The sequence below is a fragment of the Flavobacterium sp. GW823-FHT04A11 genome (genome assembly GCF_058796535.1).
The window spans coordinates 4,081,284-4,096,848 of record NZ_CM179503.1 but is presented as its reverse complement, the minus strand read 5'-3'; the positions used below and the strand labels follow the sequence as shown (position 1 = coordinate 4,096,848).

7 protein-coding genes are annotated in these 15,565 nt (G+C 38.2%); 6 read left to right on the top strand and 1 reads right to left on the bottom strand.

The window, feature by feature from the left end:
• Positions 1–136: 136 nt before the first annotated feature.
• Entirely contained in the window at positions 137–313 is a 177-nt protein-coding gene (locus AC3QL1_RS17650; RefSeq protein ID WP_042566514.1) for an Hc1-related histone H1-like protein, read from the top strand.
• A 140-nt stretch (positions 314–453) separates the two neighbouring features.
• Here AC3QL1_RS17650 and AC3QL1_RS17645 read toward each other — a convergent pair whose 3' ends face one another.
• Positions 454–1,932 (bottom strand): rhamnogalacturonan acetylesterase, encoded by a 1,479-nt coding sequence (locus tag AC3QL1_RS17645; protein WP_492493449.1) that lies wholly within the window; start codon positions 1,930–1,932, stop codon positions 454–456.
• A 402-nt stretch (positions 1,933–2,334) separates the two neighbouring features.
• Here AC3QL1_RS17645 and AC3QL1_RS17640 point away from each other — a divergent pair, with 402 nt between their 5' ends.
• The 5 genes from AC3QL1_RS17640 (at position 2,335) to AC3QL1_RS17620 (ending at position 15,541) form a co-directional block, all read left to right on the top strand.
• Positions 2,335–5,754: a DUF4450 domain-containing protein gene (locus tag AC3QL1_RS17640; protein ID WP_492493448.1), complete on the top strand. Its 3,420-nt coding sequence runs from the start codon at positions 2,335–2,337 to the stop codon at positions 5,752–5,754.
• A 158-nt stretch (positions 5,755–5,912) separates the two neighbouring features.
• Positions 5,913–8,036, top strand: coding sequence for a hypothetical protein (locus tag AC3QL1_RS17635; protein WP_492493447.1), 2,124 nt, complete (start codon positions 5,913–5,915; stop codon positions 8,034–8,036).
• 188 nt (positions 8,037–8,224) lie between these two features.
• Entirely contained in the window at positions 8,225–10,087 is a 1,863-nt protein-coding gene (locus AC3QL1_RS17630; protein ID WP_492493446.1) for a rhamnogalacturonan lyase, read from the top strand.
• A 351-nt stretch (positions 10,088–10,438) separates the two neighbouring features.
• A complete protein-coding gene (locus AC3QL1_RS17625; protein ID WP_492493445.1) occupies positions 10,439–13,576 on the top strand; it encodes a SusC/RagA family TonB-linked outer membrane protein in 3,138 nt (1,045 codons plus the stop codon).
• A gap of 21 nt (positions 13,577–13,597) precedes the next feature.
• A complete protein-coding gene (locus tag AC3QL1_RS17620; protein ID WP_492493444.1) occupies positions 13,598–15,541 on the top strand; it encodes a RagB/SusD family nutrient uptake outer membrane protein in 1,944 nt (647 codons plus the stop codon).
• Positions 15,542–15,565 lie beyond the last annotated feature (24 nt).

Here is a 15,565-nt window from a genome sequence, read left to right as displayed (position 1 = left end):
TGATAATGAATCATGAAGGACATCGGTTAATGAATTATTAACTTTCGGGTCAAAAATGGTGATAATTTTAACACTAAACATGCGTTATCTATCAAGCAAACTTTTATTTTTGCGCCTTAATTTAACAAGTATAAGCATGAAAGATCTATTAGTAAAAATCAACGCCGAAATCGACACATTCAAAGCAGAGGCTGAATCATTAACTGAAAAAGGAGTTAAAGCTGCTGGACCTAGAGCTCGTAAAGCGACTTTAGAAATTGAAAAACTTTTAAAAGAATTCAGAAAAGTTTCTATCGAAGAATCAAAAAAATAATCTTTTTTGAACTAAAAAGACAAAACCTCGTTTAAGCAATTAGACGAGGTTTTTTTTAATTATGAATTATAAATTATGAGTTATGAATTATTAATCGTTGTCTCCTTTTAACTCATAACTCATAACTCATAACTCATAATTCAAAACTCAAAAACCAGTTTTTTAATGTTTTCTGCTGCGGTTTGTGCGTTTAGTTTGGCGCCTTCAAAACCTGTGTGGGTGTGGTCTTTTGGGAAAAACACTTTTACCTTTTCTTTTCCCAGCGCTTCATATTTTAAAGCTACGATTTCATTTAAATCAATATAAAAAGCGCCTTCTTTCTCAGCTGCTTCTTTAGACCATTTTCCATAAGTTTCGGTTCTTCTTTCCACCTTATCATTTGGCCATTCATTTCTTGGTGTTTGGCTCATGACAATTACAATGGCACCTTTTTGTTTGGCTTCGCGAATAAATTTCTCCATATACCAGCCAAAAGTGTGAACGGTTTCTTTTGATCCGTCAGGCAAAACAACTTCCTGAATTTCATTTCCGTTTCCTTTTAATGAACCTCTGAATTTTTCTTTATCAACAGCACCGGCATCATTATGTCCAAACTGAATCACAACAAAATTTCCGGGCTGTAATTGGTTTTTTACTTCATCCCAAAGTCCTTCATGATCAAAAGTTCTCGTGCTTCTTCCGCCTCTGGCTTTGTTAATCACCTCAATTCGTGTTGTATCGCAAAACATAGGAAAAGTAACGCCCCAGCCAACAGCATTTTCATCTTTGTTATTGGCCATGGTAGAATCGCCTACTAAAAAGATTTTTTTCTTTGTTGGAAATATGACCTTAGGATCTTTTAAAATATAATTTTTTAAAGAATTTTTACTGTTCTTCAATTCATTAATAATAACTGAAGCGGAAAGTACAGCGCCTTTTGCTGAGGTATGCGTATGGTCTTTTTTATAGAAATAAGTTCCAGTTACTTTTGTTTCACCGAGTTTTTCCATTTCCAAAGCCATTTTGTTATTCAAATCAATAAAAGTGACTTTCTCTTTCTCGGCAATTTGTTTTGCCCATAATCCGTAAGAAGTATCGTTGCGAGGCACTTTTCCCTCTTTCCAGTCATTTCTCGGAATCGGCGAACAAATTATCGGAATTGCACCTTTTGATTTGGCTTCACGAACTATTTTCTCAATATACCAGCCGTAACTATGTACTATTTCATGTTTTTTGGTCAGGATATTATCGATTTCCTGCGTTTCATTTCCAATTCCTTTTATTGTGCCGCGTGCGCGAAGGCTATCATTTATCGGTCCGTCGTCGTTATGTCCAAACTGAATTAGTACATAATCTCCTTTTTTGAGTTTGTTTAAAACCGGAGTCCACAAACCTTTGTCCTGAAACGTTCTGCTGCTTGTTCCGCCCAACGCATGATTTTCGACAGTAACTTTTGTAGTATCCAAAAACTGCCCGATAAAATCTCCCCAGCCCCAAAGTCCGCCAGCACCGTTGCCTTTACCGTTTTTTACCGTAGAATCTCCCACCATAAAAACGGTTGGTTTGGAGTTTTGATTTGTTGAGAAATTGAAAAATAACAAGGCTAGAAAAAAGACGGAAAGTATTTTAAGTGATTTCATATGATTGAGATGTGAAAATATGACATTTAGAAATTCTAATATAGCCCATGGTTTCAACCATGGGAAACGTATTATTAGGCACGTATAATGAATACGTATAAAATTGCCTCCAACGGTTGAAACCGTTGGCTATGTTTAGGTTAATAAAGCTTTGTCAAAGTTTTAAACTTTGACAAAGCTAAGGGAACCTGAAACCCATAGCATTTCAAAACTAATCATCTCTTTTTAATATAGTATCCTGTTCTATCGTGTTAAAATATTATCAAATTATAAATTATTAAATTATAAAAATCAGGTAGGTACAGGATGGTAAACCATAAAAAAACAAAGAAATTGCAGTTAAATTATCAATTATTTCACAAATGCTTGATGATTAATACTAAAAGGTAATTCCAGTTGTGCATGAAATTTATAAAAGCAAAAACACATTATTTTCTAATTCAGGTTTGTACATTTTTATTATGTTCAGCGCTTGTATTTGGTCAGGAAAGGCAAATTCGAAAAATACATTATGCGCCTGAGGATAATAGTTTTGTACTTAAAAATGGCACTCGAAAATTCAACAGAGCACTTTATGGTTCTAATACCGGATTCAGGGTTGAAACCGGAGATTTGCCTGAATTTGCCATGTATATGCCGGGAATGGGTGGGAATTTAAAACTGGGTTTAGTTAACGGAAATGACAATAAATGGATAACAGAAGCTTCGAAAATTGAAACCAGATACGTTTTAGGAATAATGCAATATGAAATCCACGATCCTGTTCTAGGATCCGGAAAATTATTCATTGACGTTGTGGCTTTAAAAGAAAAAGAAGGTTTTATCGTAAAAGTATATGGTAAAAACACATCAAAAAATACCAGTTTAATCTGGGCATTTGGAGGCGCAACAGGCAAGAAATTCAGTCGTGACGGAGACATTGGCGCAGATCCTGAATCGGTATTTTATTTACAGCCGCAATATTGTACCAATAATAAATATACTTTAAAAAATGAATCTTTTCTTTTGGAATACGGTTCAGAAAGCAACAAAGAAAAAACGGGAAATAATAAAAAGCTTACGGGATTTTTTCCTGAATCTAAAATAAATGTAGCTAGCGCCAATAATCAAAAATCTCCTTTGGAATTGTTTAATTCAACTGGGGAATTATTACCCGTTATTTCAGGAAAAATAAATTCGATTGAAGAAAGAGCAAAGTACTTTTTGTTTTTAGCCGAAGATTCCAAAGAAAATTTCACCCAAAAATCGATAGCAGCACTTTACGAAAAATCTGTTCAGCAAACCCAGACTTTGGCGAATAGAGTTAAGGTAGAAACTCCTGATCCTTATATCAATACACTCGGTGCTGCGCTTGCCATTGCCGCTGATGGTATCTGGGAAAGTCCCGCCTATCTTCATGGCGCGATTGCCTGGCGAATGTACCTAAATGCCTGGCGAGGCGCTTATACGGCTGATCCGTTGGGATGGCACGACAGGGCAAAAATGCATTTTACAAGTTACAGCAATTCGCAGGTAACATCGCCGGAAAGTGGTCCTGTAGTTTTTGATGAAGAAAAAAATCTTGCGCGTCAAAAGGAAGAAATAGGAACCTCGATGTTTAGCAGCGGTTATATCAGCCGAAGTCCGAATAAAAATACCGTTGCACATCATTATGATATGAATTTGGTTTTTATCGACCAGATGCTGCGTCATTTTAAATGGACGGGCGATGTTGCGTTTATGAAAGAAATGTGGCCTGTGATTCAAAGGCATTTAAACTGGGAAAAACGAAATTTTGATGCAGATAATGACGGACTTTACGATGCATACGCGTCAATTTGGGCGAGCGACGCTTTGCAATACAGCGGTGGCGGTGTGATTCATTCTTCGGCATATAATTATTATGCGAATAAAACTTTTGCAGAAGTGGCTAAAATCATAAACAATGAATCGGAGCCATTTTCTAAAGAAGCCAATAAAATTTTAAAGGCATCAAACGATCAGCTTTGGGTTCCGAAAAAAGGAATTTTTGCCGAATATAAAGATGCTCTCGGAAACAGATTATTGCACGATACGCCCGGAATCTGGAGTATATACCACACGATCGATTCAGAATTATCGAATCCTTTTGAAAGTTACCAAATGCTCCATTATGTCGATAAACAGATTCCGCATATTCCAATTTCTGCAGAAGGTTTAGATAAAAAAGACCTTTATGTAATTAGTACAACAAACTGGCAGCCTTATACCTGGTCGATAAATAATGTGGCTTTAGCCGAACAATTGCACACAGCTTTGGCTTTCTGGCAAGGCGGAGATTCGGAGAAAGCCTATAAAATGTGGGAAAGTGTTTTGATCGAAAGTATGTATTTAGGTGCTTCGCCGGGAGGTTTCGAACAGCTTTTATATCAGGATGCGATGCGCGGCGAATTGTACCGCGATTTTGCCGACCCAATTGGTATGGCATCACGAACTTTAGTCGAAGGACTTTTCGGAATTCAGCCTGATGCGCTGGCAAAAGTTTTGACGATTAAACCCGGCTTTCCTGAAAAATGGAATACTGCTTCCTTAGATATTCCGGATATTTCAATTGATTTTAAAAGAGAAAACAAAGAAGATAAATATTCGATCAAAAATAAGTTTTCTTCAAAAATGAATTTGAAACTGATCTTAAATGCAAATTTTGAATCTGTAGAAAATATTTTAGTAAATGGAAAATCGGTTTCATGGAAAATCGTTCCGGAAAGTATCGGAAAACCGAAAATTAGTATTGAAGTTCCATACAATGCCAATTATGAAATTTCAATTAAATGCAAAGGAAATCCTTTAGAAGAAATTAAAGCGAAAGAAGATTATACAGTGAATGAAATTCTCGATTTGAAAACTTCCAAAGCTAAAATAATTTCAGTTTACGATCCGCAGCAAATTTTAAATGACGTTTTTAAAAATGATAATTCACTCAGGGCAAAAGTGAATTCGGCAGGAAATAAAATGTTTTTTATCGAAGTAAAACAAGGCGAAATGTCCTGGTGGCAACCGATCAATGTAAATGTAAAAGAAGAAAATCTATCGGAAGGAAAAAGTGCAAATTGGGATACTCCTTTGGATAAATCAAAACTCGCAGAAACAATTTCGATTTCCTCATTTTTTAATTCAAAAGTGACCGATATTTTTAATTACGAATATCTTTCACCAAGACCGAAAACGACCACTTTGCAGCTTCCCAAACAAGGAATTGGAAATTGGTGTTATCCCAACATTTCAGTAAAAATTGATGATACGGGCTTGCGCCAAAAAGCAAAAGCAAACGGGCAAATTACAATGCCAAACGGAATTCCGTTTCAAACGCCTTCTGATGAAAATCAGAAAAATATCGTCTTTACATCGATGTGGGATAATTTTCCGGAAAGCATTACTATTCCGCTTGACGGAAAAGCATCGCACGCTTATTTTATGATGGCCGGAACCACAAATCCAATGCAAAGCCGAATCGTAAACGGAGAAATTAAAGTGAATTATACAGACGGAACTTCGGAGATTTTATCTTTAAAAAACCCCGAGAATTGGTGGCCGATCGAGCAGGATTATTTTATCGATGGACTTGCTTTTACCACCGATGCGCCAAAACCACCGCGGGTTTATTTTAAATCAGGAGAAATTTCAAGGGATTTCAAAGACTTTAAAACCATAAAAGGTTTTTCAAACTACGGAGTTGATGGCGGGGCAGGAACAATTTTAGATTTGCCTTTGGATAAAAATAAAACACTCAAAAGTCTGACTTTGAAAACTATTGCAAATGATGTTGTGATTGGATTGATGAGTTTGACTTTAATTAGAGAATGAGTTAATTAGAGAATTAGTCAATTAGAAAATTAGATAATTTGAAGGTCAAGCTTTGTCAAAGTTTTAAACTTTGACAAAGCTATCCTAAACTGAATACTGTAACTGAATACTGAATACTGTGACTGAACACTGAAACTATCAAAACCAACTTTTATACTATGAAAAAACAGCTATTAATCATTACAATTCTATTCTCGATTTGCATATCGGCGCAGAAAATAGACAGGAAAGCATTGGTAACCAGACATAATGTACAAATCTCGTCTATCGATACTTTAGCTTCGCTGACGGTTGGTAATGGCGCTTTTGCTTTTACTGTCGACGCCACGGGTTTGCAGACTTTTCCGAAAAAGTATCAAAACGGAATCCCACTTGGAACGCAGTCTGAGTGGGGTTGGGACAGTTATAAAAATACAAAAGGCTATAAGTTTTCAGAAACCTTACGTGATTATAAACAATATGGAAGGGATATTTCATACACTGTTCAAATCAAGGAACCGGCTAGAAAAGTCGAAGCGGTGAACTGGTTTCGCCAGAATCCGCATTTATTGCAATTGGGAAATTTAGGTTTTGAAATTACCAAAAAAGACGGAAGTCCGGCAAAGCCTGAAGACATCCAATCGATTTCGCAAAAACTGAATTTATGGACGGGTGAAATCGAAAGTTATTTTGAAGTGGAAGGAATTCCGGTAACCGTTTTAACGGCTTCTCATCAGGAAAAAGATGCGATTGGCGTAAAAGTAAAATCGGATTTATTGCAGCAAAAACGCCTGAAAATTAGTTTGAGAATTCCTTTTCCAACCGGCGATTGGGCCGATATGGGAACAAAATGGGAAGGAAAAGAAGATTATAAAAGCACGCTTTTAGAAAAGTCAAAAACACAAGCGGTTATCACGCATGTTATGGACAGTATTTCCTATAACGTGAATTTAATGTGGAAGGGAAATGCCCACATTAAGAAAACAGCAGATCATTATTTTGTTGTTGAAGCTTCAAACACCAATACCTTAGAACTGAGCTGTCTTTTTGCTTTAACAAATAATAAAACAGCAAATGCTTCTTTTTCAGACATAGAAAACAGCAGCATAAAAGGCTGGGAACAATTTTGGAAAAGCGGTGCAGCAGTTGATTTTTCAGGAAGTACAGACAAACGTGCACCTGAACTGGAAAGACGGGTTATTTTGTCGCAGTATTTGACCAAAGTACAATGTACAGGAAAAGTTCCGCCACAGGAAACGGGATTGACTTACAACAGCTGGTACGGGAAACCGCATCTGGAAATGCATTGGTGGCATGGCGTTCATTTTGCACTTTGGAACAGACCGGAACTGTTGGAAAAAAGTCTTCCGTGGTATCAAAAGGTTTTTGAAAAAGCCAAAAATATTGCCAAAAGACAAGGTTTTGAAGGCGCAAGATGGCAAAAAATGACCGATCCTGATGGTAACGAAAGTCCGTCTTCGGTAGGATCCTTTTTGATTTGGCAGCAGCCGCATTTTATTACGTATGCTGAATTGATGTATCGCGCAAATCCAAACAATAAAACATTGAATTTATACAGCGAACGTGTTTTTGCAACCGCAGATTTTATGGCTTCGTTTGCCAATTATGACGCGAAAAATGATCGTTATGTTTTAGGTCCGGGCGTGATTCCGGCGCAGGAACGCTTTAAGGCGATGGAAACTTTTAATCCAACTTATGAATTGGCGTATTGGAACTGGGCTTTGAAAACCGCCATTGCGTGGAAGAAAAAACTAAACCAGAAAGTACCTGAAAAATGGGAAACAGTTCTGGCGAAATTATCTCCGTTACCAATCGCAAATGATGTCTATCTGGCTACTGAAAGTGCAACAGATTCCTATACAAATCCTGAATTTAAAACCGATCATCCCTCCGTATTGGGAACTTTCGGAATGCTTCCTGAAACGTCTCTTTTGGATAAAAAAATCATGAAAAATACTTTTAATCTGGTTTGGGATACCTGGTCGTGGGACAAAACCTGGGGTTGGGATTTCCCGATGACAGCAATGTCTGCCGCGCGCCTGCAAATGCCCGAAAAAGCAATTGACGCCTTATTTATGAATGTAACGACAAACACCTATTTAAAAAACGGACATAATTACCAGGCAGAAAGACTCACATTATACCTTCCCGGAAACGGTGGATTACTAACCGCAGTTGCCATGATGTGCGCCGGTTGGGATGGAACAACAGAAGAAAATCCCGGTTTCCCGAAAGACGGAACCTGGAAGGTGAAAAGTGAAGGATTTAAGAAGATGTTTTGATTTCTAAGTTGCTAAGGTTCTGAGTTGCTAAGATGCTGAGACTCTTAATTGCTAAGATTTTAAGCATGATTTGTCATTTCGAGGAACGAGAAATCACATCAAGAGAGCGACGTACTTGTATGATTTCACTTTATGTGATTTCTCCTCCGTCGAAATGACAAACTAAGCTTTATTAAAAAAATAAAATTATGAAAACAGTTATAAAACATAGACTTCTGTCGATAGTATTTCTTCTTTCAGGTTCCATATTTGCGCAGCGACAAATGGAAAACCTTGACCGTGGCATTATCGTCGTAAAAACAAACAATCAGTTTTTTATAGGCTGGCGTGTTTTAGGAACAGATGCTAATGATTTGGCTTTTAATTTATATCGAAAAAGCGGTTCCAAAAAAGCAGTTAAACTCAATGAAAAACCAATTTCAGGCGCAACAAATTTTCTGGATACCAAAGCCAATAGTTACGAAGAAAATATGTGGTTTGTAAAAACAGTGATTAAAGGAAAAGAAACCGACGCAAAAGGAAGTTTTACCATTCCGGCAGAAAGTCCGGATAAAGACTATATGCCGATTGTGCTAAAGCCTGTGGAAGGATATATTCCCAATGATCTTTCGGTGGGAGATTTAGATGGCGACGGAAAATACGATCTGATTGTGCACATGACCGGAAAAAGCCATGATAATTCACATACCGGAATTACAGATCCGCCGATATTTCAGGCGTATACCTTGGAAGGAAAATTTTTATGGCAGATTAATTTAGGGAAGAACATCCGCGAAGGCGCACATTATACGCAGTTTATGGTGTATGATTTAGATGGTGACGGAATTTCTGAATTTGTCTGTAAAACAGCTGACGGAACCACAGACAGTGAAAACAATGTGGTGGGAGATCCCTCAAAAGACTGGGTAGATCGGGAGGAGAAATCGTCAACATTTGGAAAAATTTTAAAAGGTCCTGAATACCTTTCGGTTTTTAACGGAAGAAACGGAAAACTCATTACGACCGTAGATTATATCGCAGAACGCGGAGATCTTGCTGCCTGGGGCGGAAGAGGCGGAAGCGGAGGAAATGATACAAAAGGAAACAGAATGGATCGGTTTATAGCCTGTGTTGCCTATTTGGATGGCGTTCATCCAAGCGTTGTCATGTGCCGTGGATATTACGGAAGAACGGTTTTGGCTGCCTGGGATTTCAAAAATAACAAACTGACTTCAAGATGGGTTTTTGATAGTAAAGATGCCGAGAATCCGTATTCGGGAATGGGAAATCACAATCTTACGGTTGCCGATGTAGATAATGACGGAAAAGACGAAATTATTTACGGATCGATGTGTGTTGATGATAACGGAAAAGGTTTGTACACAACGGGCTTCAGGCACGGCGATGCGATTCACGTTTCTGATCTTGATCCTGATTTACCGGGTCTGGAAGTTTTTGGAATCCATGAAATTGAAAACGGAACCACGGGTCCGGGCGTAACTTTGTTTGCCGCTGCAGACGGAAAAGTTTTATTAACCGATTCGCCTAATGAAGATGTAGGACGCGGTGTGGCCGATAATATTGACCCAACCCGAAAAGGCGCGCAATGCTGGTGGTCCGGTTCACCGGATTTGCATGATATAAAAGGAAAAGCGATTGGCAAAGCCCCGACCTCGAATAATTTTTTAATTTATTGGGATGGAGATACTTCCAGAGAACTTCTGAATTCTAATTATATCGATAAATATAATGTAGGGCGATTGTTTACTGCAACAGGAGCGGCATCTAATAATGGTACAAAATCTACTCCGGCACTTTCTGCTGATATTCTGGGCGATTGGCGCGAAGAGTTGATTCTTCGATCTGAAGACAATAAGGAACTGCGAATTTATTCGACCACAATTCCAACAGAAATAAGGCAATATACTTTAATGCACGATCCGCAATACAGGCTGAGTATTGCCTGGCAAAATGTAGGGTATAATCAGCCGCCGCATACGAGTTTTTATATGGGAAAAGATATGCAACCCGCTCCCAAACCCAATATTATTTTAATGCCATCGAAGAAATAAAAAAAAGTCCCGGTTTTTAAAAATCGGGACTTTTTTTTTGCACTAAAATTTAAAAAATTTCAAATGATAAATAATTGTCAATTGATTCAATCCATTTTTTATTTCTTAAAAATTTATAATTAAAAATATCATATACATAATTTAAATATTGTTTCATTTTTATATTCCTATTTTATAGGTAAAGTTTTTTGTTTGATATTGAAAATCAATCAGTTGAGGTTTTTATTGGTTAAAAAAAAGTTAATAACTAATTGTAATGTATTGAAAATTAGCAGGATACTACAGGATGGTAAGAAAATTACTTCTGGATAAATTTGAGTTGCTAACTATTAATTAACCAAATTAACTTTTATGAAAAACAAATTAAGTTTTCTGCTGGCAATAGCGGTGACTGCATTATTTTATGCGTCAGGTTTTGCACAGAACAAAGTAGTGAAAGGTACCATTACAGACGGAACCGGATTGCCTGTTCCCGGCGTGAATGTCCTCATTAAGGGAACTCAGAATGGTGTAAGTACAGACATGGACGGAAGTTATTCCATTAGCGTTTCTCCGGGTACTGTCCTTGTTTACAGTTTTATTGGTTTTAAAAAACAGGAAATCACCATTGCAGGCTCGAACGTTTACAATGTTGTCCTGCAGGAAGACGATAATTCTCTGGAAGAAGTCGTTGTTGTGGGTTATGGCGTAAAAAAGAAAAAAGACCTTACCGGTTCCATTGTAAGCGTAGGAGCAGATGAAATTGCTTCAAGGCCGGTTGTAAATGCCGTGCAGGCCATGCAGGGAAAAGCTGCCGGTGTAGATGTTACCACAAATGAACGCCCCGGAACAGTCGGAACGGTGACTATTCGTGGAGCGCGCTCAATTTCTGCATCCAATGCGCCGCTTTATGTGGTCGATGGTATTCCGTTAAATTCAAGATTGATTACCGATGCCACTACAGGAAAAATAAGTGTTGACCCTAATTCTGGCGGAATCGATTTTTTGAATCCTACAGATATTGAAAGTATTGATGTTTTAAAAGATGCTTCGGCAACGGCAATTTATGGTTCCCGAGGTGCAAACGGAGTTATTATTGTCACGACAAAAAAAGGTAAAAACGGAAGATTCACCTTAAATTACGATACTTCGATCATGTTTGAAACCATTCATGAAAATGCGCCCATGATGAATTCGGCAGAATATATCGAATTTCGCCGTTGGGGAAGATATTATTCCAATCCAACTGCTTTCCCAAAAGGAGATGCGCCCACAATCGAGAATGACCGCTTAATTTTCCTGGCTTCCGCCGATCCTACTGCGTGGGCGAATATCGAAAAAGGATGGAGAGATGCGAGCGGAAACTTAACCACAACCTGGGATGGTTCGAAAGTAGCCACCACAGACTGGACAAAATTTGTAACCAGAACCGGAATTACCCAACAGCATACCATTGGCGTAAGCGGAGGTACAGAAAAAATGAAAGCCTACGGATCTTTTGGATATCTCAACAATACCGGAACTCTAAAGGGACAAGGTTACGTACGTTACAGCGGAACTGCCAATGTTGATATTACGCCTACAGATTGGTTCTCAATGGGAGTTAGCCTTAATACAAGTTATGGCGTAAACGAATACGGACAATCAAATGTGGGTAGAACTGCCGTTACAACTACTACCGGAATTTACGCGACTGCGCGTACCAATCTTCCGTATGCGGTTCCGTATGACGCCAATGGTGTCCGAATTGATAGTCCTGGAGGGGATTCTACGATTAGAACTCCTGTTGATGAAGATAAATTATCACAGGATCAGCGTGTTTCCCTGCGTGCTTTTGGTAGTTTATACGCCCAGTTTGATTTAGGTGGTTTTTCCTCTAAACTTGAAGGCTTAAAATACAGAATCAATTTTGGTCCCGATATTACTTCGTATCGTGATGGTGTTTTTTTAGATGGAAAATCGGCCATTCGTTCCGGAACCAGTTTTGCTTCTTTATATAATGAAAAAGCAATTTCGTATACTTTGGATAACTTGATTTTTTACAATAAAATAGTGGGCAATCATAATTTTGGTGCCACCTTATTGATGAGCCAGACGGAATATCACAACGAGCAAAGTTCAATGTCGGCCAATGATATAAAAAATCCTGCCAATAAATGGAATGCCTTAAATCCTGCTAATGTTACACTTGCGGGTTATTCTTCTGGTTTAACAGATACGGGTTTGTTATCCTATATGGGAAGGGTGAATTACAGCTACGCCGATAAATATTTACTAACAGCATCGGGTCGTTTTGACGGAGCTTCACAATTGGCTGCAGATAACAGATGGGCATTTTTTCCGAGTGCTTCTGCGGCGTGGGTGATCAACAAAGAAAAATTTCTGGAAAACGTCGCTTGGATCAATCAGTTAAAAATGAGAGTAGGTTATGGTGTTACCGGAAATGCTGCTGTTCCTGCTTATGCCACTCAGCCGCCGTTAATTGGAATCGTGTATCCAAACGGATCGGGTGTGACAAACAATACGTCATTGGGAAATGTGCAATTGGGCTGGGAACAAACCTCGCAGTTTAATTACGGAATTGATTTTTCTTTCTTTAATAACAGAATTTCGGGGGCGCTGGATTATTATACCAGTAAAACAACCGATTTGCTGTTAAAAAGCAGTGTTCCAACAGTTCTTGGTGTAAAAGATACCTACCAAAACGTTGGGGAAACAGAAGGAAACGGAGTCGAATTGACATTAAATACAGTAAATGTTTCTTTAAAAGATTTTGAGTGGACATCCAATTTTAGCGGATCGTATCAACAAAGCAAAATTGTAGCCTTGCAAAATGGAGCATTTGATGATATCAATAACAATTTATTTATTGGGGAATCACAAAATGTAATTTACGGCTTTGCTTCAAACGGAATCTGGAAACCGGAAGATGCTGCAGAAATGGCAAAATTCAATGCCGCTGCAGGTTCCACTATTTTTTCGTTTGGTAACGCCAGACCGGTCGATCAAAACGGTGATTATAAAATTGATGCCAATAATGACCGCGTTATTATCGGTTCAAAAGACCCGAAGTATATCGTAGGTTTAACCAATACTTTTGTTTATAAAAACGTCGAATTGTCCTTCTTTATTTATGGTCGAATGGGTTATTTGTATGATACTTTGGGAGAAAATGAAGGTGCAAAAGGAAGCCAGAGATCCATAAATTATTACACCGATAATAATACAAATGCCGAATATCAAAAACCAATTTATTCTGCCGGAACCGGAGATCCTTATTTTCCTGTTTTAGGATACAGAAACGGGAACTTTATAAAAATGCGAAACATTTCTTTAGGCTATCATTTTGATAAAGATCTAATACAAAAACTGGGACTTTCTAAAATGAAATTATACTGTCAGGCAACCAATCCGGGAATGATTTTCACGAAAGTAAAATGGACAGATTTAGATACGCAGACAACGGCTTCAAACAGAGGTGTGACTTTAGGTTTAAATGTAGAATTCTAAATTAAACTAAAAAAAAACATTATGAAAAATTATAAAAATCAATATATCACTTTGATGCTTTTTACTGCATTAATTTTGACCACTTCCTGCAACAAGGATTTCCTTGACGAAGAATTGACCACGGCTTACAGTCAGGATTATTATAAAACCGAAGCCGGGATTCAGGCCTTGGCAGTGGGGACTTATTATCAGGTATTTGCGGCAGAATTTCAAACCGAAGTTCCGCTTACGGCAACAGAATCCGGTACAGATGAATTTCATGCGGGAGGCGATCCTTCCAACTGGATCTGGAATTCATATTCTTCAGGTTTTAAGGCTTTTGTAACGGTTTCTAATGCGAATACCGTTGCGGCAAACACAAACTGGGACAATTTGTATATCGGAATCGGAAATGCCAATCAGTTAATTGAATCGGCAACAGTCATTGCATCAACAAACGACGCGATCAAGAAAACAGCTTTAGGCGAAGGTTATTTTTTGAGAGCTTTTAATTATTTAAAATTGCTAAACCAATATGGAGGCGTGCCTTTAAAATTAACCACTAGTTCTACGGTTGAATTAGAATTTACCAGAGCAACACCACAACAAGTTTTAGATCAGGTAATTGCTGATTTTACGCAAGCCTATACTTTATTGAGCAATGCAGGCGCTCCGGCAAAAATTACCAAAGATGCCGCCGCTCATTATTTGGCGAAAGCCTATTTAACGCGCGCCAGTGAAATAAACGATAGCTGGAACTCCGCCACAAAACAAACCGATTTGCAACAAGTCGTAACTTTATCTGATGAGGTAATTGCACATCATCCGTTAGCGGCAAATTATGTGGAACTATGGAATTATACCGTGACCGATGGCGCAAATGAAAAACTTCCTGAACTGATTTTATCAGCCCAGTTTAACGCAAGTCCTTTAACAACAGGAGGAAACCAACAGCATTTGTATTTTCTTTCTACTTATGATCAATTGCCTCAAATGCGACGTAATCTTGCCGGAGGACGACCTTTTAGCCGTTTGGCGCCAACTTATTTTGTGTATGATGTTTATGATCACGTGAATGATTCCCGTTTCTGGAAAAGTTTTCAGACTAAAAGTATCATCAACAACAAATCAGGAAATTATTATAACAATGGCGATTTGGGAATCATGTACATTGTAAATAGCGCTTCTGATACACGTTTTGCCAAAACTAAAAATGCTGATGCGATCATCGATTCCAAAACCGGAAAAACAATTCCGAGCGTTTTTGTAGCGCATGCAGCTGATAATGTTGGTTTAATGGCTGATGTTAGATTTCCTTCTTTAAGTAAATATATGGATGGTAACAGAATCGATTTGAGTAATATAAAAGGATCACGTGACATTATTTTAGCGCGTTCGGCAGAAACTTATTTGCAGGCTGCAGAAGCAAAAGTACGTTTGGCACAAATTGGCGGCGCCACATTTTCTGATGCATTGCCGTATATCAACGCGGTTCGTACACGCGCGGCATACAAAGCAGGAGAAAATCGTGCGGCTTATACAGATGGTTCTGCCGCTTACACCGCAACTGGTCAGGCTGGAATTCCGATTTCTTTTGTTCCTGAAAACTCGTATTATGAGTCAAACAATATTCCCGTTTCAACAACTGCTACAAGTCTGGCTATTACCAGTATTGGCGCTTTGCCGGCAGAAGATCTGGCTGTTATTTCAAAACTGGGATATGCAAGTGATTATGACCGAATGCTGTGTTTAATTTTAAATGAAAGAACCAGAGAACTGTGCGGAGAATTTCACCGTTGGGAAGATTTAAGCCGAACCAAAACGTTAGTAGCCAGAGCAAAAGCGTATAATATAGAAGCCAATCCAAACATTCAGGATTATCACAATGTACGCCCAATTCCGCAGACTTTCCTTGATGGCGTTTATGCAAACGGAAGACCATTGACAGCAGCGGAAAAAGATGCTATGCAGAATCCGAATTATTAAGATTAAACACGAATTTCACGAATT

Coding starts and splice junctions, on each gene's coding strand:
- AC3QL1_RS17650 (WP_042566514.1), top strand. CDS start 137: ATGAAAGATCTATTAGTAAAAATCAACGCCGAAATCGACACATTCAAA.
- AC3QL1_RS17645 (WP_492493449.1), bottom strand. CDS start 1,932: ATGAAATCACTTAAAATACTTTCCGTCTTTTTTCTAGCCTTGTTATTT.
- AC3QL1_RS17640 (WP_492493448.1), top strand. CDS start 2,335: ATGAAATTTATAAAAGCAAAAACACATTATTTTCTAATTCAGGTTTGT.
- AC3QL1_RS17635 (WP_492493447.1), top strand. CDS start 5,913: ATGAAAAAACAGCTATTAATCATTACAATTCTATTCTCGATTTGCATA.
- AC3QL1_RS17630 (WP_492493446.1), top strand. CDS start 8,225: ATGAAAACAGTTATAAAACATAGACTTCTGTCGATAGTATTTCTTCTT.
- AC3QL1_RS17625 (WP_492493445.1), top strand. CDS start 10,439: ATGAAAAACAAATTAAGTTTTCTGCTGGCAATAGCGGTGACTGCATTA.
- AC3QL1_RS17620 (WP_492493444.1), top strand. CDS start 13,598: ATGAAAAATTATAAAAATCAATATATCACTTTGATGCTTTTTACTGCA.